We start from the raw sequence: 22,541 nt of genomic DNA, 5'->3' as shown, positions 1-22,541 counted from the left end.
TTGCCGAAACAGGCAATGGTTTTTTCTGTTTAATCCGTCCAGCCTCTCAAACTATTTTTGAGCAAAAAATGTCGAAATTTCAGTATAATAAAGATAATATTTCTGACTTAGAAGGAGAGCGTATGTTATTTTCTGAACCTATCCTATTAAAAACAAAAATACGGCTTCCTGTTGTTAAGAAAAATCTTATTATGAGGGAGCGGCTGCTTGATTCGCTGGAGCAAGGGATGCAGGGACGAATGGTGACGGTATGCGCTCCGGCGGGCTCCGGAAAGTCCACTTTAATAGCGCAGTGGGCACAATCCGCCCGCATTCAGACCTCATGGGTGTCTCTGGATGAAAGAGATAATGATATAGCGAGATTTTGGCGGTATGTATTAAATGCTTATATCGAAACAGGCCCATCTTCTTTAGTGGATTCGCTTTCCGCTGTTGGAGCACTTGTGTCGGGGTCAACGGTAAATGCGATCATTGATACGCTTCTGAACGAACTTGCCGCAACTCAAGATCCAATAGCCCTCGTGCTGGATGATTATCATCATATCGAGCAGGCGGAGATCCATAACAGCTTGTCTTATTACATAGAATACTTGCCTTCCCATCACCGGATTATTATCGCAAGCCGGGGAGAAATCTCCTTTGACGCGGCCAAATGGCTTGCGAGAGGAGAACGGACGGATATCGGCATGCAGCAGCTTCATTTTACCCAAGAGGAGACGCAAGAGTTCTGCAGATCGGCAGGGATTTATTTGGAGCAAAGGCATACCCGCAAGCTGTTTGAAAAAACGGAAGGATGGGTTGCGGGGCTTCAGCTTGCTTCCATCTCGCTTCAGGCTCAGCAGGATATGGACCGGATTATCGCTGGTTTTGACGGAAGCAATGAAAAGGTTTCCTCTTATTTGTTCCAGGAGGTGCTCGACAAGCTGCCTCCGGGCGTTACGGACTTTTTGCTTCAGACCAGCGTATTCGAGCGCATGGACGCGGAGGTATGCAATCAGGCGTTTAACCGTTCGGACAGCCGCGAAATGCTGGAGCAGCTTCGTATTCTCAATTTGTTTGTTATTCCGCTTGATAATCATAACGGCTGGTTCCGGTACCATTCGCTTTTTGCCGAATTTTTGAAGAACCGTCTCCGCTCCCGAAGCCGTGAGCAATGGTTGAAATATCATCATGCGGCTAGTCAGGCCTTTGCTGCCCGAGGGATGCTCGATAAGGCCATCGACCATGCGATAGCCGGAGAAAGCTACAAGGAAGCTGCGGAGAGGTTGGAACAATATATTCCGGATGCGCTGAAACAAGGCGAGCTAGCCTCGCTGCTTGAACGCATACAGGCGGTCTCCGAACATATCCCGATCCCGGCCAGTTTATTAATGTATCAGGCATTCGCGCATCTGCTATTGGGGCAGATGCATTTTTCCGCGGAGACCGTCGAGAAGCTGGAAACCATGTACGAACAGCCCGATACCGCGGCTGAGCTTGAACCGCTGCAGGGAGGCATGCTGTTCCTTCAATCGAACCTGCTCTTCTATACCGGACGTTACGAGCAATGGGATTCGTTTGTCGGGTACCGGCTTCAAGGGGTGCTGCCGGAGGATCCCATCTTCTACAACTTTAATTACAATATGATTGAGCCGCTCGTCAGGCGGACGGCTTTCGGCTTGAAGGGCATTTTGTCGGCCGATACCGAACGGATCGGTCAGCGGTTCGTATCCGTACTGGAGCAGCACGGGTGGGGGCAATCGCTCATTAATTTGTATGTGGTTCAAGCCCTAAGCGAAGGCTATTATGAATGGAACAGGCAAAGCGACAGTCTGCAGCTCATTCGCAAAATCGAGCAATCCGACAGGGCTAGGCAGACGGCCGGCTTGTTTATTCCTAATCGGATTACGCTGTCACGCCTTTACGCCGCTAACGGACAGTATCTGAAGGCGCATGAAGCGATTGACGAAGCCGTCCAAATGGCGGACCAAAGAGGGGAGTATCACTGGCTGTATCCGCTTCGCGCAAGCCGTGCCCATCTCTACGTCAAGGAAGACAATCTCGCGGAAGCCAAAGCGGAGATATCCAGGCTGCGCCTGTCAGACCGCATTCAACCGGCATCCAACCGTTGGACCGAGTATACCGTCTACGCCAGGATACTGACCGCGCAAGGGAAAACAGCCGAGGCTTTGAGGCAATTGGAATTTATAAAGTCCTCGATTGAACAGGACCCTTGCTTCCTTGTTCGGACGGAGATCAGCGTTGTGCAGTCGCTCGCGGAATATCAGCGCGGCAATCGCGGCGCGGCAATGCAGCTTCTTCATGAAGCGCTTGTTATCGGTGAGTCGAACGGTTATATTCGCAGCTTTGTTGACGAGGGGATTCAAATGAAAAAGCTGCTTCAGATGTATGCGGAGCATCGGCAGCGAGAGGCCGTACAAGATGAATCGCCGAGTGTATCGCTTGCTTACGTGCAGCGGCTGTTGGAATGCTTCCCGCAGCAGGACAATCCTTCTCAACCGCAACCGGTACTGGTCGAACCTTTAACGGAGCAGGAAACCTTTATCCTGCAATTGCTCGGACAAGGTGCGCCTAACAAACAAATCGCGGCCAAGCTGGCTTTAAAGGAAGGCACGGTAAAAGTATACCTGTCCAGGATCTACGCCAAGCTTGGCGTATCTTCCCGGACGCAGGCACTTGCGGCAGCCCGCGAGCTAGACGGGCTAGCCGAATAAAGCGGGGAATATAGATGAACGCAGGTCAATTAACAAGCACGGGAACATTTGGGTTCCGTTTTACAATGCCGGAGCATCTGGCTTTATGCAATCTGTTTGCGATTGGACAAGATGTCATTCGCGACCAGCATTACCGCTGGGACGGATTGACCCGGAACGACGGACCCTTGTTGTTGTTTCAATATACGTTTGACGGAGAAGGCATTTACGAGAAAGGGACGGAGACCTTTCGTATCCAGGCAGGACAAGCCTTTCTGACGGAGATCCCCGGAGATCACCGCTATTATTTTCCGCCGGAAGGATCGCATTGGTCCTTTATATTTGTATTAATTCGTCCTTCTCTCATTCTCCCGAATTGGGAAGAGGTAAAGAAGCAGCTTGGAGAAACTCCTCTCCTGCCTACGGGAAGCCGTCCGATAAGGCTGCTGCAGAGCATGTACGAAGAAGCTCATGCCGGCCGGATCAAGGAGCCGTATACGGCATCCTCCTATGTGTACCAGTTTATCTCCGAGCTATGCCGGTTTGCGCTTGCTCCGAAGGAGGATACAAGGGAGTGGCCGCTTAAGGTGAAAGAAGCAGTCGCTTATATCGATGCGCACTACGAAAATATGATCAGTCTGGAGCAACTGGCCGACCAGCTAAGCTTGTCGAAATATCATCTGCTGCGCCTGTTCACCAGAACGGTAGGCATGTCCCCTAACGATTATTTGAATCAGACGAGGATTAAAGAGGCGATCAGGCTGCTGAAGGAGTCCGACTGGAGCGTGGAGCGGATCGCGGAGCAGGTGGGCTATTCCGGCGGCAGTTATTTTATTAAATGGTTCCGCAAAATTACGGGGGAAACGCCGGGTCATTTCCGTCAAGGGGAAGGCCAGCTTGTCTATAACCGGGTATATTTCGACTAATAGCAATAGTCGAGGGGCGCAATATTTTACTATGATTGACGCTAGATTACTGTAGATGACCTGATCTAATAGGAATTAATATAGGGATATAGAGCAATTCATTCCTATTCATTCTTGAAATACAGGAGGTTCATTATGCAGCATCGTGAATTTGCCCCAATACCGCCGCTCGGGTGGAACAGCTGGGATTGTTACGGCGCAACCGTAAGGGAAGACGAAGTACGCGGTAACGCCGATTATATGGCGGAGCATCTGAAAGCTTTTGGCTGGGAATATGTCGTTGTCGATATTCAGTGGTACGAACCGGGGGCCGTATCGGATCTTTACCGTCCTTTCGTCCGGCTTGAAATGGATGATTATTCGAGGCTTATCCCGGCAGTAAACCGCTTCCCGTCCGCTGAAGGCGGTCAAGGCTTCAAGCCGCTTGCCGATTATGTGCATAGCCTTGGATTAAAGTTCGGCATTCATATTATGCGCGGCATTCCGCGTCAGGCTGTTCATGATAACACGCCTATCAAAGGAACATCGGTAACTGCCCGCGATATTGCGCATACTTGCTCCTTCTGCGGCTGGAATACGGATATGTACGGCGTGGACGCAAAGAAGGAAGGCGCGCAGGAGTATTACAACTCGCTGTTTGAAATGTACGCCGAGTGGGGCGTTGATTATATCAAAGTGGATGATATCGCCGACTCCTGGCTGCATGGCGGAGCGCATCTCGGCGAGATTGAACTGATCCGCAAAGCCATTGACCATGTTGGCCGACCAATCGTGCTTAGCTTGTCGCCTGGTCCCGCGCCCGTGAAACATGCGGATTTCCTGGAACAGAACGCAAACCTGTGGCGGATGACGGATGACTTCTGGGACCGCTGGCCGCTGCTGCTCGACATGTTCGACCGCTGCAAAACCTGGGAAGGGCGTCCGAAGCCGGGCAATTGGCCGGATTGCGATATGCTTCCACTTGGCCGCATCGGCGTTCGCTGCTCGCACCCGGACCGTATGACCAACTTCACGCGCGACGAGCAGCTGACGATGATGACCTTGTGGACGATTTTCCGTTCTCCGCTTATGATGGGCGGCGAAATGCGCGATAATGACACATGGACGTTGTCTCTGTTGACGAACTGGGACGTGCTGCATATGCACCGTACCAGCTTTGGCGCAAGACAAGTATCGCGGATTGGCGATAGAGTGGTATGGTCCGCGGAAGGAAGCAACGGGGAACGTTATGTGGCTTTGTTTAATACCGGCGAAGAAGAGACGGAAGTATCCGTATCCTTCGGCGATTTGGGTATGGACGGAGAAGCAAGCATCAAGAACTTGTGGACAGGAGAGATAGTGGGCAACCTAAGCTCCTCGTTATCTTCGGTTGTTGTGCCGCATGGCGCCGCTTTGTACAGACTCGATACCGTTTAAAAAAATGGCGAACTCCAATGGAGTTCGCCATCTTTGTTTGAGCGTTACTTCAATTGGTCTGCGCTAAGCTCGGTGATCCCCGTATTCAGCATGGAATCTACCTTCTCTCCTTTGCTTGCCCGGAGTAGGGTTTCCACAATCGTTCGACCCCAAATCGTCTCGTTCTGAGAGATGACGGCAGCAAGCTGGCCATTAATCAAGGCATCTTTGTTTGTGGAGGTAATGCCCATTGATATGGCCAGCCGGTTCAACCCTTTTGCCTTCCAGATTAAAGTAGATGCGGAAGCGGAGATATAGTCGAGACCTACCATGGCATCAAAGTGGGGATGAGCGTCAATCATCGTCTCGATATCGCTCATCGCTTGCTCCTCGCTGCCTTTATTATGATGAACCTCCAGCACGTCTATGGACGATTCCTGAGCCAGATAATCGAGAAAGCCCTCCAGCCGCTGCTGCATTCCCAGCATTTCCTCCATGCCGTTCTCCACAATGATCATGCCTTTATGGCCAAGAAGGCGGCTGACCGTCATAGCGCTTTGACGACCGGTCATAAAGTTGTCTGCCCCGATAAAAGCGGTGCGATTGCTGCCCGGCGCATCCGATTCGAAGGTAACGACGGGAATTCCGGTTGCCTCTGCTTTATTTATGACGGGAGCAAGCGCCGCGGAATCGACGGGGGATATGGCTATTCCGTCAATTCCTTGCTTGATCATCGATTCCATAATGCGGATTTGCTGCTCGGTGTTCGCTTCATCCGGCGCATTAACGATTAAAGCCACGTTGTTGTTCGCTGCGGTTTCGTTAGCGTCAAGCGTAATAAGCTCATAAGTAGGATAAGTCATCGGATAAATAATGCCGAAGGTTTTATCCTTGGCATAGCTGCCGTTTGGCGATGGTGAGCCTTGAGCAGAAGATAATGACTGCTCTCCTGTCCCATTGTTGGAACAACCGGCAAGCAGCAAGGTGAAAATCATAAACAAGCGCGTCAGCCGTCTCATGCCGTCTCATCCTTTTCTCCTTGATTGCGGTATTCCTTGGGTGTCATGCCCGTCATTTTCTTGAACAAGTTGGAGAAATAATGAGGATCATTATAGCCCACCTCAAAAGCAATCTCGAAAGACTTGCTGCGGGTCGTCTTAAGAAGCTCCATCGCTTTGCCGATTCGGATCTGCGTCAAATATTCGGTAAGGGTCTGACCGGTTTCCTGGCTGAAAACTTTGCTTAGATGGCTAGGGCTGATCCTCACATGGGCAGCCATCATCTTGAGCGATAATTGTTCATTATTGTAGTGGGATTGAATGTAATCCTTCGCTTGCTTGATAACGTCGCCGTATTTGTCCGAGGATTCCGACCGCCACTGCCAGAGCTCTTGCAGCAAGCCATTCAAATAAGAGCAGCAGTCTTCCCAAGAAGCTATTTTTTTAATTTCCTGCTGAAGCCGGGGGGCGCTGCAGCCCGGATCCGCACCGGTACGGAAGGTTTGCTTCGCGCTGCGCAGCGCCTCCAGGGTGAGGTCGTTGAACAGATAGAAGCTGTAGCTGCTTTTAAAAGGAAGAGCTTTTAACGGTGCCGCAAAATCCCTAACAAAAGAATCCCGCTCTGCGGGTACGCCAATCTTCGCAAACTCAAGGAACTGACTGCGGTTAATGACGATATTCATTGGCTCATGAATATCGTGAAGCGACGCCTGGTTAAGCCGGGTAAGCCGGCTAATATATTTGTCTTCTTCCGCCTCCAGGCAAGAAATATGAATGCCGTGTATACGCTCTTGAAGACTGCCCATTCCGGCGTAAATTTCGCAGTCGAACAGCTGCTCGAGCTGTAACCGAATATCGGTGTTGAATGTCTGGATAAAGCCCGTCAGGCTTTCCGCGGAATTGCTCTTGAAGATATAGACGAGCTCAGTCTTGCTCCGGTAATACGATAAGCATTCGATCGGTTGTTCAAGCCGCCGATCTAGTTCGTTCCTGACGCTGGTCAAGAGCTGCTGGTCGGCAGAATCAGCCGGCCTGACATCCAGAACAGCGGCGGCATAGAAGCGGGAGGATAGGGAGAGATTCAACTCCTTAGCGGATTCAATCGCTTCCGAAGTGCTTATTAAACCGCCGCAGAGGTCAGCGAGCAGCCTTTCCTTCGTAATGGCTTGGCCTTTGAGCCGTTTCTGCTCTTCATCTATCTTGACGCTGACCTTCCGGAGAAGCTCAATCAGCTCGGCGGCGCTAACCGGTTTCAGACAGTAGTCTTCGACACCAAGGCGAATCGCATTTTGGGCATAACGGAATTCATCGTGGCCGCTCATAATAATAACTTTGATATGAGGCAGTTGTTTCCGGACAATGGCCGTTAATTCAAGACCGTCCATAAACGGCATCTTGATGTCGGTAATCAGAATGTCGGGCTGCTGCTCCTCGATAAGCGGTAAAGCTATTTCTCCGTCCGGTGCGTCGCCGCAGTAGACAAAGCCTTCCTTCGTCCAGTCGACGCAGCTCCGGATATTTTCGCGGATCAATATTTCATCGTCAACGATCATCACTTTTTTCATCGTTATGACCATCCTTATTTTTTTGGAATGCGAATTGAAATCTTGCTGCCTTCCCGGTATACGCTTTCAATCTCAACCCCATACCGCTGGCCGAAATACAACCGGATTCGTTGATGCACGTTTTGCAGGCCAAAGCCGCCTTCCTGATCATCCTGCTTAACGGCAAGAGAATCGACAGGCAGCTCGAGTTCCTCCCGCAGCTCGGCAAGCCGCTCCGGGGTTATCCCAATCCCGTTGTCCTCGACCGTAAGAACCAGATCCCGATCCCCCACATGTCCGCTGATTATGATCAATCCTTGGCCGCGTTTGTTTTTGATGCCGTGATAAATGGCGTTCTCGATCAAAGGCTGAAGACTCATCTTCGGAATAGGGTAGACCTGCAGCTCGGGATCCACCTTAATCTCGTACTGCAAAATGTCATGATATCTCATCTGCTGGATGACCAGGTAAGTATGGGCATGCTCCAGCTCCGTCTTGACGGAGATCCAGTCCCGGCCTTTGTTCAAGCTTAACCGGAAAAACCGGGCTAAAGCCTTGACAAGCTTGATAACGCTTTCCTTTTTCTCCGCTTCCGCCATCCATATAATCGAGTCCAAGGTATTGTACAGAAAATGGGGGTTAATCTGGGCTTGAAGGGTCCGCAGCTCCGCCATCTGCTTCTGTTCCTGCTCCCGCCGGTTTTTCTCCATCAGGCTTTTGATCTCTTCAATCATCCGGTTAAAGCTGTTACCCAAATCGGCAATTTCATCGGTCCCGCTGGGCGTGACCTTCGCATCGAGGTACCCGCCGGACGCTTTGCGCATTTTGTTCATCAGAATTTGTATCGGGTGGGTCAGGCGGTTCGTCAGGAAGAAATACAGCGTTAAAGCAAAGACCGCGCTAAGCGCAACACTGACAATAATGAGCTGACGGATGCCGTTCGCTTCGGCGATTATTTCTTGAAACGGCACGACGCCGACAATTTTCCAACCGGTTATTTGAGAGGTGCTGTACACGATGAATTGAGGCTTTGCTTTGGTGGAGAGAACAAAGCTGTCGCTTGCCGCGGTCATCGGTTCCTGATCGATCTGTTCCAGAATTACGGGTGAGGCCGCAGGGGACTGAGGCTGGAACACGGTTGTTCCGTACCGGTCGTTAATATAGAAGAAGCCGGTTTTGCCGATGACGGTATTTTTGAGAAAATCGTCAATCATCGCTTCATTGAGGTCGATGACGATAAAACCAATCACCTCATGGGTAATCCGTTGCTTGATTGCCGCAATAATGGACAAGGCATTCTGCCCGGGGTAGGTGAACCCGTCAAGGCGATTTGAATCAGACGAGGATGATTCCGGAATTCGCAGGACCGCATCGGGATATTGCGTCAAATATTGAAAATACGGATTGCGAAGAGGATTTCGGTCAAGCTGGAAGACGCCTTTCCGTTCGCTGATGCCTTTCCCGTAAAAATTAACCATCGATATGTTCAGCACTTTGTCGTACTTATAGGTTTCGCGGTAGAACTTGAACGTCTGCAGGATCGATTTGGCTTCCTGATACGTCTCCGATTGCGAATAGAGAAATTGCAGCACCTGCGGATCTTTCCCCATCTCGAGAATCCTCTCGGTATCCCCGAACAAAATATCCATATTGCGGGCTAATTGATCCGCGACAAGCTGGGTTGAGGCTTTACTGTGGTCGGAGACCGTGTTGTACGATTTCTGATAGGAGATGAGACCAACCACCAGTAATGGAACCGCGGTAAGAATAATAAACATGCTCAGCAATTTGGCCCTAAGGCTCGACGTAATCCATTTGATGAGCTTCATTGGCTGCTCTCTCCAATTGAGGATGAAATTTGATTTTTTTCATTATAGCATGAAACTTTAAGCTTTTAAGAGATTCGCGGTATAGTGCACCTTTTGCGAAAAAAATTACACTTAACGCTCTCGATTTCCGGGAAGTTGCCAAAAGGATTCAACGATTCTCCAAACGGACTCCATATTTCCGTTGCATGCAACGGTTCTATACTTGAATCACGCCAGGCATGGTGAACGAAAAGGGAGGAATAACCTGATGAAGTTAAAGAAAAGATGGGGACTTGCGGTAACGCTTGCTGTCATGGTGTCTATTGTAACCGCTTGCGGAGGCAACGGGGGCAGCAACGGGAACAACTCGAACAATACGGCAAACGCAACAAATAAGCCGGCCGAGACGGCTGCGGCCCAAGAAACGGCCAGCGGCTCGGGAGACGGCGATAAGAAAATTACGCTTGGCTTCTCGCAGGTAGGGGCGGAGAGCGGATGGCGTACGGCTAATACGAAGTCGATCCAGGAATCGGCCAAAGAAGCCGGGTTCGATCTGAAGTTCTCGGACGCCCAGCAGAAGCAGGAAAATCAGATTAAAGCGATCCGTTCCTTCATTCAGCAAAAGGTTGATGTTATCGCCTTCTCCCCGGTAGTGGAATCGGGTTGGGATACGGTGCTGAAGGAAGCAAAGGATGCCGGTATCCCGGTCATTCTGACAGACCGTGCGGTAGATTCGGCAGATACGTCGCTGTATAAGACCTTTATCGGCTCGGACTTTATTGAAGAAGGCAAGAAAGCCGGTCAATGGCTGGTCGACCAATACAAAGATACGCAGGAAGATGTCAATATCGTCGAGCTGCAGGGAACAACAGGCTCCGCTCCGGCGAATGACCGCAAGGCAGGCTTCCAGGACACGATCGCTTCGAATCCCAAGCTCAAAATTATCGCTTCCCAGACCGGCGACTTCACTCGTGCCAAAGGGAAGGAAGTTATGCAGGCTTTCCTGAAGGCGCATAAAGACATTGATGTTCTCTACGCGCATAACGACGACATGGCTTTAGGGGCTATTCAAGCGATTGAAGCCGCAGGTCTTGTGCCGGGCAAAGACATTATCATTATTTCGGTAGACGCGGTCAAAGACGGGATGCAAGCCGCGGCAGACGGCAAGATCAACTTTATCGTGGAATGCAATCCACTGCTTGGACCTCAGTTGATGGAAGCTGCTCAAGCGGTCGTAGACGGCAAAGAAATTGAAACGCGTATCGTAACGAACGAAACAACCTTTACATCCGAGCAGGCGAAGGAAGCTTTGCCGAGCCGCCAGTACTAATAAAAAGAAGGAAAAGCCGCCTGGAGCACCAGATTGCCGCTGGGCGGCTTTTTCTCTTGGAAAGGAGAGAGCAGCATGCAGGCACCTATTCTTCAAATGACCGGAATTACCAAGCGCTTCCCCGGCGTAAAGGCCTTGTCCAATGTGGATTTCCGGCTGTTCCCCGGCGAGGTTCACGCGCTGATGGGAGAGAACGGAGCAGGCAAATCGACCCTCATTAAGGTGTTAACGGGTGTCTACTCTATCGATGAAGGTACGGTTACCATCGAAAATCAGGCTGTCTCGATTGGCGGACCGTTAGAGGCGCAGAAAGCCGGGATCAGCACTGTCTATCAGGAAGTGAATCTATGTCCGAACCTGACGGTTGCCGAAAATATTTATATAGGCAGAGAGCCACGGAAATTTGGCAGAATCCTATGGAACAAGATGAACAAGGAAGCCGCACGGCTCCTGAAGGAACGGCTGAATCTGAGCATCGACGTTACGCTGCCGCTTCATGCTTATTCCGTCGCTGTCCAACAGCTTATTGCGATTGCCAGGGCGCTCAGCATTTCGGCGAAAGTGCTTATTCTCGACGAACCCACCTCCAGTCTGGATCAAAATGAGGTACATCAGCTGTTCAGCATTATGCGAAAGTTGAAAAACGACGGATTGGCTATTTTGTTCGTTACCCATTTTCTCGATCAGGTCTATGAAATGTCTGACCGGATTACCGTTCTACGCAACGGAGAGCTGGAAGGGGAGTACCTGGCAGCGGGACTGCCGCGCATCGAGCTTGTTCTGAAGATGATCGGCAAGGATCTTAAGCTGCTGGAAGAGCTGCCGAAGCTGTCTGAAGAGGCAGGTGCCGCCGCGGGGAACATCATGATTACCGCATCCGAGCTTGGCCGAAAAGGGGCGATTAACCCGTTTGATCTTGAGATCCGGAAGGGAGAGGTAGTTGGATTAGCAGGCCTGCTGGGCTCCGGCCGGACGGAGATGGCAAGACTGCTCTTTGGCGTAGACCGGCCGGATCAAGGGAAGCTGCTTGCCGGGGAATCCGGCAGTCCGGTGAAATCGCCTAGAAGCGCTATCGAGCTGGGTATTGCTTACTGCTCGGAGAACCGGAAGACCGAGGGTATTATAGACGATCTGACTGTCCGTGAAAATATTATACTCGCACTGCAGGCAGCAAGAGGCTGGCTCCGGCCGATCTCCCGCAAGAAACAGGATGAAATCGCAGACCAGTATATCAAGATGCTGAACATTAATCCTCCTAACCCCGAACACTTGATTAAGAACCTGAGCGGCGGCAATCAGCAGAAGGCACTGCTTGCCCGTTGGCTGCTGACGGAACCCGAGCTGTTGATCCTGGATGAACCAACGAGAGGAATCGATATCGGGGCCAAGGCGGAGATCCAGAAGCTGGTTCTTTCGCTTGCGAAGCAGGGAATGTCGGTTCTCTTTATTTCTTCGGAGCTGGAAGAGGTCATCCGCGTCAGCGACCGCGTGGCTGTATTGCGGGACCGCTCCAAAGTCAAGGAGCTTGGCGGCGGCGAACTGAACCAGCAGCAAATTATGCAAGCGATGGCAGGGGGATAAGGCTATGGGAGGCAAAATGCACCGTCATCATTTGTTCTGGCCGTTGGTTGTGCTTGGGGCATTGCTATTGTTTAATCTCATCTATTCACCGGATTTCTTCTCTATAGCGGTCCGGGGCGGCAACTTATACGGCAGCTTGATTGATATTCTTAATTTTGGAGCTCCTCTTATCCTGGTTTCCATCGGAATGACCATTGTCATTGCAACGGGCGGAATCGACCTCTCCGTTGGTTCCATTGTGGCGATTTCCGGCGCTATGGCTTGTCTGGCTATAAGCAAAGGCACGGATCAAAGCTCCGTCTTGCTCGTAATTGGGGCGGTATTGGCATCCATCGCGCTGTCTATCGTACTTGGCATGTGGAATGGCGCGCTTGTTACGGTCACGCGTATTCAGCCTATTATTGCGACTCTTATCTTAATGGTTGCCGGGCGTGGTATTGCGCAGTTAATTACCAGCGGGCAAATTATAACCGTATCCAATTCGAACTATGAATATATCGGCGCGGGTTCGCTTGCTTCCTTGCCGTTTTCTATCTTTATCGTTGCGGCCGTTCTGCTCATTGCCTCGCTGCTGACACGAAGAACAGCCATCGGTTTGTTTATTGAATCCGTCGGCAGCAATCCGGAGGCTAGCCGGCTTGCGGGTCTTCGCTCCAGAACCGTGATTCTGACTGTCTATGTGTTCTGCGGCTTATGCGCGGGAATAGCAGGGCTGATTCTAAGCTCGAACGTCTCCAGCGCGGATGGGAACAACGCTGGACTATGGTATGAGCTGGATGCCATTTTAGCAGTCGTGATCGGCGGGACCTCTCTGAATGGCGGACGGTTTTATTTGATGGGAACGGTTATTGGCGCATTGATCATCCAGACCTTGACCACCACGATCTATATGATTGGCGTTCCGCCGGAGATTACGCTTGTCGTCAAAGCTTTTGTCGTGCTTGCCGTATGCCTCATTCAATCCGAAGCGTTCCGCAAGACGTTGATTACCCGCTGGAAGAAAAGGAATTACCCTGCAGAACAGGAGGTTACCCGCCATGTTTAACCGCAAATATGTTCCGATCCTTGTGACCTTTGGCTTGCTAGCGGTCATGTTCGCCGCGGGATCATTTCGCTACACCGGATTTTTCTCCGCACAGGTTCTATATAATCTGCTCATCGATAATTCGTTTCTTATCATAACGGCCGTAGGGATGACCTTCGTCATCATTTCCGGCGGCATCGATTTGTCGGTCGGCTCCGTAATTGCCCTCACTACGATGATTTGCGCCACATTGGTAGAGCGGCACGGCTGGTCACCGGTCGTTGTTATTCCGATGGTTCTTATCTTTGGAGCTTTATTCGGGACATTGCTAGGGGCCATTATTCATTATTTCAAAATCCAGCCGTTTATCGTTACTCTTGCGGGAATGTTCCTCGCCAGAGGGATCTGTTACATCATCAGCATTGATACGATTACGGTGACAAACGGCTTTTTTACCAAGGCAGCCCAAACCAAGGTACCGCTTCCCGGAGGCAATATATCCATTAACGTGATCATTGCGCTGGTTATTGTTCTAGCTGCTATCTATCTTGCGCATTATACGAGATTTGGCCGCAATGTGTATGCGATTGGGGGAAGCGAGCAGTCCGCGCTCCTAATGGGGCTGCCAGTGGCCAGAACGAAAATATTGGTCTATACGTTCAGCGGCTTCTGCTCGGCGCTCGCGGGAGTCGTGTTCACCTTCTATATGCTATCCGGATACGGATTGCATGCCATGGGACTGGAGCTCGATACGATTGCGGCCGTTGTTATAGGTGGAACGCTGCTTACCGGCGGTGTCGGTTACGTCGCGGGAACCTTGATCGGCGTATTGATACAAGGGGTTATCCAAACTATAATAAGCTTCGAAGGAACGCTTAGCTCCTGGTGGACAAAGATTGTGATCGGTTTGTTATTGTTTGTGTTTATCCTCTTCCAGAGACTGCTCAGTGACCGGAGGGTCACGTTAAAGACATAAGTTATTCCTTTCAAGGGGGTGGGGCAGGCATGAAGAAGCTAATCTATTTGTTATTTGGTTTGGTCCTAATCTTACTGCTTCAAAGCTGCACTTCCCGGGTGGAAGCACCCGCCCCCTCGCCGGCCTTAGACAGTGAAGCACCGCCAGCCATAAGCGAATGGCTGAAGAGCTCAGCCTCGAACGTAAATCCCGGGAAAACGATAACTCTCGGCTTCTCCCAATTGGGAAGCGAAAGCGCATGGCGCCTCGCCAATACGGCCTCAGTCCAGGATGCGGCTGCCGAGTCGGGTATCCGGTTAATTATGAGAAATGCCGAGCAGTCCCAGTCCAAGCAATTCGAAGCCATCCGCTCTTTTATTGCAATGAAGGTCGATGTTATCGCCATTGCGCCAGTCGTGGAATCCGGCTGGGAGGACATCCTTCTGGAGATCAAGCAGGCCGGGATTCCGGTTGTCATCTTGGATCGCTCGGTTGACGTAAAGGATTCGTCCCTATTTGTCACAACGATTGGCTCTAACCTTTATGAAGAAGGGGTAAGGGCGGGAAAATATCTTCTTGACCTGATGCGCAGCCAGCCTGACCCGATCCGGATCGCGGAGCTGCAGGGAACCAAAGGCTCTACGCCTTCCATTCAGCGGGGAGAAGGATTCCGCAGCATTATAAAGGCAAGAAAAGATATGGTCATTACGCAAAGCGCTCCCGCCGACTTTACGGAAGAGAAGGGCAGGGAGGTGATGCGCACCTTCCTGGAGGTGCCGGAAGACGAGCGTCCGCAAGTATTATTCGCTCATAATGACGATATGGCTCTTGGCGCCATTGAATCGATTGAGGAAGCAGGCCTTAGACCCGGAGTCGATATTATCGTCATTTCGGTCGACGGCTCCCGAAAGGCGCTGCAGCAGCTTGCGGCAGGCAAGCTGAACGCGGTGGTGGAGTGCAATCCGCTGCTTGGGCCTCAGCTGATGCAGACGGCCAAGGAGATTATGGCCGGAAGGACGCTTCCTAAGCGGATGGTGCCGCCCGAGGATGTCTTTACGCAGGAGAGAGCGGCGCAGGAAATAAGCAAACGTAAATTCTAGCATATAGGGATTATTAGACAGAAATCCGCTCAAGGCGGATTTTTTTCTTTTTGCCAAGTACCTTCTCGTATATAATAGATCTGGTTATCTTTGGAAGTTTAGCTTTGGAAGTTTCTCGAAGCCGTCTATCATGAGAGGAGAGGTTGGTTTGCAGGAACGGTTAGTGAAGGCAAACAAAATGGCGTGGGAGACGAAGGCTTATGAAGCTTGGGTTCGGCAATACGGTACTCCCGCTGAATTAGCCGAGACGTTAAGGCAGACGGGCAGCCATAATCTGCGTTATTGGCTGAAGTACATAGGAGATCCGTCGGGGAAGCGGGTGCTTAATCTGCTGGGTTCGCATGGCAGAAAAGCGATCGCGCTTGCCATGCAGGGAGCAGAGGTTACAGTCGTGGATTTATCGGCGGAAAATCAGAGGTATGCGCTGGATGTTGCGGCTGCGGCCAAAGTTAAGCTGAATTATATCTGTTCGGATGCCCTGTCTATTCCGGATGAGGAAGAGCTGGGACAATTCGATATCGTTCTGATGGAGTTTGGCGTCCTGCATTACTTCTCCGATCTTCATGCGATCTTTGATGTTGTCCGCCGGAGGCTGAGAGCGAACGGAAGATTTCTGCTGACGGATTTTCATCCTTTTGCAAGGGCCTGGGTAACCTCGAGAAATCTTACTGAGCCAAGCGGCAATTACTTCGAAAAAGGGATTAAGGAAGGCGAGGTTGCCTTCGCCAAGCTACTGCCGGAGGAAGAGAGAGAAGGTCTTGGCAAAGTGCTCGCCTGCAGCTGGACGGTTGGCGATATTTTGTCGGCGGCCGGAGCTTCAGGCTTATTTATTCGGGCCTTTGAAGAAATTCCGAGTTCCAAGAGCCCGAATGTTCCCGAATTTTATACGCTAGTTGCCGACAAGATCGATACCGCTTTGGCGCCGCTTTATCCAAATTTAAATGAGGAGAAGTGATCCGCGTGACCAATAAGCAATTGGAGCAGGTCGAGATTGTTACATTGGAAGAGAAGCATTTTGTTGGAGTGGCGGTTACGAATGCATTCAGGCGAGTAAATCCGAAAAGCATCCAGGAGGTCAATGATCTTTTTCTGTCCAGAATAAAAGAGATTCCGAACGTGATCAATGCGGACAGCTATGTTTGCCCTCATTTTGCCAATGATTTTCTGTTCACTTATATATACTGTATGGAAGTATCCCGAATCGACGAGGTTCCGGAAGGCATGCTCGGCTTTTCCGTTCCAGGCCAGAGCTATGCGAAGGTAAGGTCAAGCGAAAAGGATCCGTATGCGTTAATCAAGGCGGCCCTTGAAGCGATGAACGTTAAAAACAATACGAGATCTCTAGCGCTTGAAGTATTCCGTTTCGGTGAAGAACAGCATGTTCACAATGCGGATGTGTATGTTCCCATTTTGTAAGAAGACAGCCGGGGACGGCAGCCTTCTTTTTGCTGATATTCACCCATAAAGCGTCGGATATGCGGGAATAATGAAACATTTTGACTTGTACCGGCGTTATACATAACATAAAAAGGAATAGTCACGGCATGCGAAAGGGGCGACTGAATTGCAATTGTATTTTCGTGAGAATTTTTGGAATGCCGGTGTGACGGAGATTTTAAACGAGCAGGAGCAGCAAGTCGGTCAGCTCGATATGAGAAGCGCTTTTAGCTCTACTATCGATATCTACGGTGCGAATGGTGAACTGCTCTATAACGGGAGGTTCCCCTTCTTCTCGGGCAAGTGGGAGGTCAACGGAGCGGATGGTGAGGAAGCGGGAGTGCTTAGAAGCAGGCTGTCGTTTTTTACGAAAAAATATTCCTATGAAACGATCGGCCGCGGCGATTACGAGATTATTTCGCCGGCCTTCTCGAGAGAATACGATGTAATAGATGAATCCGATAACATTGTCGCCCAATTCAAACAAGTTAACGGTTGGTTTTCATCCGGTGCTTTCGTGCTTGACAATCAATGCGAATTTCTGGATTCCTACGAGCTTATTGCCGTCATTATCGGCATGCATGCCATGCAGAAGGCCGCGAGCAACGCGGGAACCGCAGGGACATAATTATAAAATAGAAGACGCTCCAATCTGGGGCGTCTTTTCTTTATTTATCTCTATCCATATATCTATCTTTGTCTTATAATTTGGTAGAATTATGTCGAATATCTTATACATAAAGGAATGATCCAACATGCCGTTTAGAAAAATAATGACTATTTTATTGATTATCTGTCTCCTGCTGCCAACCTCAATTAGACAGGCTTCTGCGGCAGGAAGTGATGTCAATGTCCTAGCGTTGTCGGCGGGAGGAGAGTTATATCCTGAGTTCTCAAATGATGTGTCCGACTATGATCTATACATGGATAGAAGCTCGAATCCCAACTCCTATATTGGCATAAGGGTAAGCGATGACCAGACGAAACTGGAATACCGGGTAAACAGCGGAACTTGGAATCTGATTGGAAATTGGACTTCGAGCGGTAATTTATTCATGAACCCGGGGTTGAACCTTATTGAGGCGAGAATCACCTCCGCCGATCAAACGGCCACCCGCATAATCAGTATCCATGTACATAGGCCACAGCCAAATGATTCTACCGTGAGGAAATTAACCGTATCGGAAGGGAGTTTATCGCCGGGCTTTGATTCCGCTAATACAAGCTACACTGTGAATGTTCCGTATACGACTTCATCTATTGCTTTTACGCCAACACTTACGGACGGAGATGCTTCAGCGACAATAAACGGGCTAGCTGCGATAAGCGATCATGCAAGCGATGCCATTAATCTGGCTGTCGGCAGCAACAGCATTCCCGTCATGGTGACGTCGCAAGATGGTAGTACGGTAACAGCCTACACGATTAACGTCATCCGTGCAGCGGCAAGCACAAATGCGGATCTATCCCAACTGAATTTATCTGCGGCTTCTATTCTTCCGTTATTCTCAAGCGGGACAATCTCCTATTCCGCCGAGGTTGCCAACAGCGTATCTTCTACAACCGTAACGCCAACCTCTGCGGAAGCGCACGCTACGATTAAAGTGAGCATTAACGGCGGAACCGATGAATCGGTTACTAGCGGAACAGCAAGCACGAATTTGCCTCTCTCTGCAGGTGACAACCTCATTAAAGTCCAAGTTACCGCACAGGATGGCAGCACCGTAAAAACCTATAGCATCAGCCTCCATCGCAGAAGCTCGAATGCGGATTTATCCGCCTTGAGCTTATCGGCCGGAAGTCTGGCTCCGTCTTTTGACAGCGCAACGACGGACTACGAGGTTGTGATGCCAAGCACGGTGTCCGGCTTGACCTTCAAGCCTAAGCTCGCGGATTCCTCAGCCAAGGTAGAGTGGCAATCCGGCAGCGGCTCCTATACCAGCCTAGCCGATAACACGGACAGCCCTGAGATCCCGCTGCAGGATGGATTAAATACATTGCATATCAAAGTTACAGCGGATGACGGCAATGCGAAAACCTATACCATTCGCGTCGAGCGGCAAAGCAGCAATGCCAAACTCAGCAGCTTGACGTTATCTGCGGGGACATTAAACCCAGCATTTGACGAAAATACTTTCGCCTATAACACAAGCGTTGATTATACCGTTGATTCCATTACCTTAAAGCCGGTTGTCGCCGAAAGTCATGCTACAACGGAAATGAGCTTGAATCAAGGTGCGTATACTAGTCTCGCAAGCGGGGTAAACAGCGTTCCGCTTAGCTTAAATCAGGGCAGCAATACGATACAAATTAGGGTGACCGCCCAAAACGGGGCAGAACAAATCTATTTGGTCATTCTCAACCGAGGATATGCGCCAACTTCGCCTCCTCCGACTGTAACGCCGGATTCTCCCACGAAGCCCGTCAGCTTTAACGATATTGCAGGGCATTGGGCAGAGAAGCTGATTGTTGACGGAGCCGGGCAGGGCTGGATAAGCGGTTTTGCGGACGGAAGCTTCCGCCCGGATCAAACCGTGACCCGTCAGGAGTTTTCCGTTATCGTAACTAACGCATTAGGCCTGAAGCCGGATACGCAAGCCGGCAGCCATACCTTCTCGGATCAATCGGAGATTGCGCCATTTGCGAAAGATGCCGTAAATCTTGCTTATCAGAAGGGTATGATTAAAGGGTATGAGGACGGAAGCTTCCATCCGAATGCGGAAATTAGCCGAATGGAAATGGCGACAATTCTCATGCGTACGGTTGGAAAGCAGGCCGTAACGGCTTCTACCGGTTTTGCGGATGATAGTCTCATTCCTTCATGGGCGAAGCCGCTTGTAGCGGCTGCTTACGATGCCGGAATCGTTAACGGACGAAGCACTAATCGATTTATGCCTTTGGCTTCGGCAACGCGAGCAGAGGCTGTAACAATGGTGCTTCATTTGCTCGATTACAACAAATCGCATTAAATTGGAAAGCTTCTTCGAATGCTTCGTTTCGGAGAAGCTTTTTTGATGCAATCAGCCATATGCAACCACTAATTTTGAACTGAATTTACATATAAAACCAAGGGTATCCATGGAAATTGCTTTCGTTGTACGATAACAGCGGCACATAAGAAAGCGTTTTCAATCAATGTGCTAAACTAAACTTTAACAGAGGAGAAGGTGTAATGAAGAGAAAGGTTGCAGGTATCATCGCTGTTATCGCGCTAACGGCCAGTTTGTTCGGCAATGGGGTTATGGCCTCATCCGGCAGCAAGTCGCAAGGCTATGACTGGGGGAGAGTAAAGACGGTTGGCGGAGGATTTGTCCCCGGAATCATCTACAATCCTTCCGAGAAAGATCTTGTTTATGTCAGAACGGACATTGGGGGAGCCTACCGCTGGGACAAGAAGACGAATACCTGGAAGCAGCTGCTTGATTGGGTCGGCTATGACAATTGGAATATGGCCGGCGTGGAAAGCCTTGCAACCGATCCGGTAGATCCGAACCGGGTGTATATTGCCGCTGGCACTTATTCGAATGACTTTACAGATCAGAACGGGGTTATGCTGCGCTCCAACGATAAAGGGGAGACTTGGAAGAAAACCGTTCTGCCGTTCAAATTCGGAGGCAATATGCCGGGCCGTTCGATGGGCGAACGTCTTGCGATTGATCCGAACAATAACAGCGTAGTGTATTTTGGAGCGCGCAACGGCAACGGGTTGTGGCGAAGCACCGATTACGGCGCGACTTGGAACAAAGTCACTTCTTTTACGGCGGAGCAGAACGTAAAGGATTATTATGGCGGAGAGGTAGGGCCGGTATGGATTGCCTTTGATGCAACAACCGGGAAAAAGGCTGATGCAAAGCATAAGAAATCGGCGCAAACAACGAAGACGATTTACGTGGGAGTTGCAGACACGGAGCAAAGCATTTACAAAAGTACGGACGGCGGCGCTACCTGGCAACCGGTTGCCGGACAGCCGCATGAAGGCTTTGTTCCTCATCATGGCGTACTCACGGCTGACGGGAAGCTGTATATTACGTATAACAGCGCGATTGGCCCTTACGACGGTCCGGCCTGGAACGGAACGAAAGCCGGTTCGGTCTGGAAACTCGATACGAAAAGCGGGGCGTGGACGGATATCAGTCCGGCTGTCATTGCGCCAACCGATGCCAGCGGAGTCCCTTCCTATCCGTTTGGAGGGCTTGCGGTAGATCCTTCCAATCCGAATACGGTGATGGTCGCAACAATGAATATGTGGTGGCCGGATGAGCATATTTTCCGAAGCACGGATGGCGGAGCGACCTGGACGTCCTTCTGGACGATGGGGGAAGGCTATTCGAGGGTGAATAAGTATGATCTGGATTACTCGCAATCCCCATGGCTGGATTGGGGTAGAACGTCGAGTCCGACCGATGTCGAGCAAAATCCGAAGCTTGGCTGGATGATTGGCGATCTCGAGATTGACCCGTTTAATCCGGACCGGCTTCTGTACGGAACAGGCGCTACTCTATTTGCTGCGGATCATTTGACGGCATTGGACCGCAATAACGGCGATAAGGTGAAGGTATCCGTTCATGCCGAAGGAATTGAAGAAACGGCTGTTCTCGGTCTGATCAGCCCTCCGGACGGAGCGCATCTGATCAGCGCAATGGGCGACATTGGCGGCTTCCGGCATGAAGAATTGGACAAAGCGCCAACCATGATTACGAATCCTTACTTTGGCACAAGCACGGACCTGGATTATGCCGAGTTGAATCCGAACTTAATCGTTCGCGTAGGCAATGCGGAGAATAAAGATGCCCGGTTAGGCCTCTCCACGGATAACGGTGTGACCTGGACACCTGCTTCCAACGCGTGGACAGATACAGACGGGGATAAAACGCAAGGCGGAACGGTTGCTCTTAGCGCCAACGGAAATACGATTGTATGGGCTCCGAAAAGCGCTTCGGCAGACCAAAGCAGACCGGTAAGCTACTCGAATGATCATGGCCAGACATGGACAGCTTCGGCCGGCATTCCGGAGGGAGCTACGGTATCCTCCGACCGAGTAAACTCCTCCAAATTTTATGCTTATGCGGACGGGGCTTTCTATGTAAGCAAGGATAGCGGGGCAAACTTCGTTAAATCCGTCAAAGCGGTTAACCTGCCATCAAAGCTGAATAGCAAGTTTAAAGCGGTTCCTGGCGTTGAAGGCGATATTTGGCTGGTTGCGGCGAAGGATAATACGAACACGCAAAGCGAATACGGCATTTTCCATTCTACCGATTCGGGTGCCACCTTTACGAAGTTGAAAAATGTGCAGGAATCGGCGATGATCGGCTTTGGCAAGGCTGCACCGGGTCAATCGTATATGGCGATATATATGAATGGGCGTATCAACGGCAAGTTTGGATTCTACCGGTCGGATGATGCGGGCCGCAGCTGGATTCGGATCAATGATGATCTCCATCAATATGCGAATGCGACGCAAGCCATTACCGGCGATCCGCGCGTATACGGGCGCGTGTATATCGGTACTAACGGTTTTGGCATCGTGCGGGGAGATATCGCAGCCAACAAACCGAAGCCGGGGAATAGCGGACCAAAAGAAAGATAAACGAGGGTAGACGATCAACACCCGGTACGGGATGTACCGGGTGTTTTATTAACGTTATTTGAAATCGATTTCAAAAGATATCACATATCGCACAATCGGTTTTTATATATTTAACGCCATAAAACGGCACTTTTTGTATGAAAGCGGTTAATTTCTTTTAATC

Annotated in this window: 16 protein-coding genes; 13 read left to right on the top strand and 3 right to left on the bottom strand. The window is 50.4% G+C overall.

Going from position 1 to position 22,541, the window contains the following annotated elements; translation table 11 throughout:
• Positions 1 to 122: 122 nt before the first annotated feature.
• The 3 genes from ACR9FF_RS17725 to ACR9FF_RS17715 all read left to right on the top strand — a co-directional run bounded on the left by ACR9FF_RS17725 (position 123) and on the right by ACR9FF_RS17715 (position 5,035).
• The gene (locus tag ACR9FF_RS17725) at positions 123 to 2,714 is read left to right on the top strand and encodes a LuxR C-terminal-related transcriptional regulator (RefSeq protein WP_435163371.1); all 2,592 of its coding nucleotides are present in this window, start codon (positions 123 to 125) and stop codon (positions 2,712 to 2,714) included.
• A 14-nt stretch (positions 2,715 to 2,728) separates the two neighbouring features.
• Positions 2,729 to 3,619 carry an AraC family transcriptional regulator gene (locus ACR9FF_RS17720; protein ID WP_435163369.1) on the top strand — a complete coding sequence of 297 codons (891 nt, stop codon included), beginning with the start codon at positions 2,729 to 2,731 and terminating at the stop codon, positions 3,617 to 3,619.
• Between the two features lie 135 nt (positions 3,620 to 3,754).
• On the top strand, positions 3,755 to 5,035 hold the full coding sequence (locus ACR9FF_RS17715) for a glycoside hydrolase family 27 protein (RefSeq protein ID WP_435163367.1): 1,281 nt from the start codon (positions 3,755 to 3,757) through the stop codon (positions 5,033 to 5,035).
• Positions 5,036 to 5,079: 44 nt separating this feature from the next.
• Here ACR9FF_RS17715 and ACR9FF_RS17710 read toward each other — a convergent pair whose 3' ends face one another.
• From ACR9FF_RS17710 to ACR9FF_RS17700, 3 genes are read right to left on the bottom strand one after another with little or no spacing between them, the layout of a single operon-like run.
• Complete coding sequence (locus ACR9FF_RS17710; protein ID WP_435163365.1) at positions 5,080 to 6,033, bottom strand: sugar ABC transporter substrate-binding protein; 954 nt, start codon at positions 6,031 to 6,033, stop codon at positions 5,080 to 5,082.
• A complete protein-coding gene (locus tag ACR9FF_RS17705) occupies positions 6,030 to 7,577 on the bottom strand; it encodes a response regulator (RefSeq protein WP_435163363.1) in 1,548 nt (515 codons plus the stop codon). The genes ACR9FF_RS17710 and ACR9FF_RS17705 overlap by 4 nt, the downstream gene beginning before the upstream one ends.
• A gap of 14 nt (positions 7,578 to 7,591) precedes the next feature.
• Entirely contained in the window at positions 7,592 to 9,385 is a 1,794-nt protein-coding gene (locus ACR9FF_RS17700; protein WP_435163361.1) for a sensor histidine kinase, read from the bottom strand.
• A gap of 247 nt (positions 9,386 to 9,632) precedes the next feature.
• Between ACR9FF_RS17700 and ACR9FF_RS17695 the strand changes: the two genes are divergently transcribed.
• The 10 genes from ACR9FF_RS17695 (at position 9,633) to ACR9FF_RS17650 (ending at position 22,378) form a co-directional block, all read left to right on the top strand.
• Positions 9,633 to 10,694, top strand: a complete 1,062-nt coding sequence (locus ACR9FF_RS17695) for an ABC transporter substrate-binding protein (protein ID WP_174806564.1) — start codon at positions 9,633 to 9,635, stop codon at positions 10,692 to 10,694.
• 75 nt (positions 10,695 to 10,769) lie between these two features.
• Positions 10,770 to 12,275, top strand: coding sequence for a sugar ABC transporter ATP-binding protein (locus ACR9FF_RS17690; RefSeq protein WP_435163358.1), 1,506 nt, complete (start codon positions 10,770 to 10,772; stop codon positions 12,273 to 12,275).
• A 4-nt stretch (positions 12,276 to 12,279) separates the two neighbouring features.
• Positions 12,280 to 13,320: an ABC transporter permease gene (locus ACR9FF_RS17685; RefSeq protein WP_435163356.1), complete on the top strand. Its 1,041-nt coding sequence runs from the start codon at positions 12,280 to 12,282 to the stop codon at positions 13,318 to 13,320.
• Positions 13,313 to 14,275 carry a galactofuranose ABC transporter, permease protein YjfF gene (yjfF, locus tag ACR9FF_RS17680; protein WP_435163354.1) on the top strand — a complete coding sequence of 321 codons (963 nt, stop codon included), beginning with the start codon at positions 13,313 to 13,315 and terminating at the stop codon, positions 14,273 to 14,275. The genes ACR9FF_RS17685 and yjfF overlap by 8 nt, the downstream gene beginning before the upstream one ends.
• Before the next feature lie 29 nt (positions 14,276 to 14,304).
• On the top strand, positions 14,305 to 15,354 hold the full coding sequence (locus tag ACR9FF_RS17675; protein WP_435163352.1) for an ABC transporter substrate-binding protein: 1,050 nt from the start codon (positions 14,305 to 14,307) through the stop codon (positions 15,352 to 15,354).
• Between the two features lie 148 nt (positions 15,355 to 15,502).
• A complete protein-coding gene (locus tag ACR9FF_RS17670; protein WP_164775464.1) occupies positions 15,503 to 16,309 on the top strand; it encodes a class I SAM-dependent methyltransferase in 807 nt (268 codons plus the stop codon).
• Positions 16,310 to 16,314: 5 nt separating this feature from the next.
• Positions 16,315 to 16,770 (top strand): GyrI-like domain-containing protein, encoded by a 456-nt coding sequence (locus tag ACR9FF_RS17665; RefSeq protein ID WP_435163350.1) that lies wholly within the window; start codon positions 16,315 to 16,317, stop codon positions 16,768 to 16,770.
• A 148-nt stretch (positions 16,771 to 16,918) separates the two neighbouring features.
• A complete protein-coding gene (locus ACR9FF_RS17660) occupies positions 16,919 to 17,419 on the top strand; it encodes a hypothetical protein (RefSeq protein WP_317978636.1) in 501 nt (166 codons plus the stop codon).
• A gap of 295 nt (positions 17,420 to 17,714) precedes the next feature.
• Positions 17,715 to 19,760 carry a cadherin-like beta sandwich domain-containing protein gene (locus ACR9FF_RS17655; protein ID WP_435163347.1) on the top strand — a complete coding sequence of 682 codons (2,046 nt, stop codon included), beginning with the start codon at positions 17,715 to 17,717 and terminating at the stop codon, positions 19,758 to 19,760.
• A gap of 203 nt (positions 19,761 to 19,963) precedes the next feature.
• Positions 19,964 to 22,378 carry a sialidase family protein gene (locus tag ACR9FF_RS17650; protein ID WP_127495250.1) on the top strand — a complete coding sequence of 805 codons (2,415 nt, stop codon included), beginning with the start codon at positions 19,964 to 19,966 and terminating at the stop codon, positions 22,376 to 22,378.
• Positions 22,379 to 22,541 lie beyond the last annotated feature (163 nt).

It is taken from the genome of Paenibacillus glycanilyticus, assembly GCF_051200795.1.
GTDB lineage: Bacteria > Bacillota > Bacilli > Paenibacillales > Paenibacillaceae > Pristimantibacillus > Pristimantibacillus glycanilyticus.
This window is presented reverse-complemented; position numbering and strand designations above follow the sequence as displayed.

Excerpts from the sequence above, each read along its gene's own strand:
- ACR9FF_RS17725 (WP_435163371.1), top strand. The coding sequence starts at position 123 with ATGTTATTTTCTGAACCTATCCTATTAAAAACAAAAATACGGCTTCCT.
- ACR9FF_RS17720 (WP_435163369.1), top strand. The coding sequence starts at position 2,729 with ATGAACGCAGGTCAATTAACAAGCACGGGAACATTTGGGTTCCGTTTT.
- ACR9FF_RS17715 (WP_435163367.1), top strand. The coding sequence starts at position 3,755 with ATGCAGCATCGTGAATTTGCCCCAATACCGCCGCTCGGGTGGAACAGC.
- ACR9FF_RS17710 (WP_435163365.1), bottom strand. The coding sequence starts at position 6,033 with ATGAGACGGCTGACGCGCTTGTTTATGATTTTCACCTTGCTGCTTGCC.
- ACR9FF_RS17705 (WP_435163363.1), bottom strand. The coding sequence starts at position 7,577 with ATGAAAAAAGTGATGATCGTTGACGATGAAATATTGATCCGCGAAAAT.
- ACR9FF_RS17700 (WP_435163361.1), bottom strand. The coding sequence starts at position 9,385 with ATGAAGCTCATCAAATGGATTACGTCGAGCCTTAGGGCCAAATTGCTG.
- ACR9FF_RS17695 (WP_174806564.1), top strand. The coding sequence starts at position 9,633 with ATGAAGTTAAAGAAAAGATGGGGACTTGCGGTAACGCTTGCTGTCATG.
- ACR9FF_RS17690 (WP_435163358.1), top strand. The coding sequence starts at position 10,770 with ATGCAGGCACCTATTCTTCAAATGACCGGAATTACCAAGCGCTTCCCC.
- ACR9FF_RS17685 (WP_435163356.1), top strand. The coding sequence starts at position 12,280 with ATGGGAGGCAAAATGCACCGTCATCATTTGTTCTGGCCGTTGGTTGTG.
- yjfF (WP_435163354.1), top strand. The coding sequence starts at position 13,313 with ATGTTTAACCGCAAATATGTTCCGATCCTTGTGACCTTTGGCTTGCTA.
- ACR9FF_RS17675 (WP_435163352.1), top strand. The coding sequence starts at position 14,305 with ATGAAGAAGCTAATCTATTTGTTATTTGGTTTGGTCCTAATCTTACTG.
- ACR9FF_RS17655 (WP_435163347.1), top strand. The coding sequence starts at position 17,715 with ATGGATAGAAGCTCGAATCCCAACTCCTATATTGGCATAAGGGTAAGC.
- ACR9FF_RS17650 (WP_127495250.1), top strand. The coding sequence starts at position 19,964 with ATGAAGAGAAAGGTTGCAGGTATCATCGCTGTTATCGCGCTAACGGCC.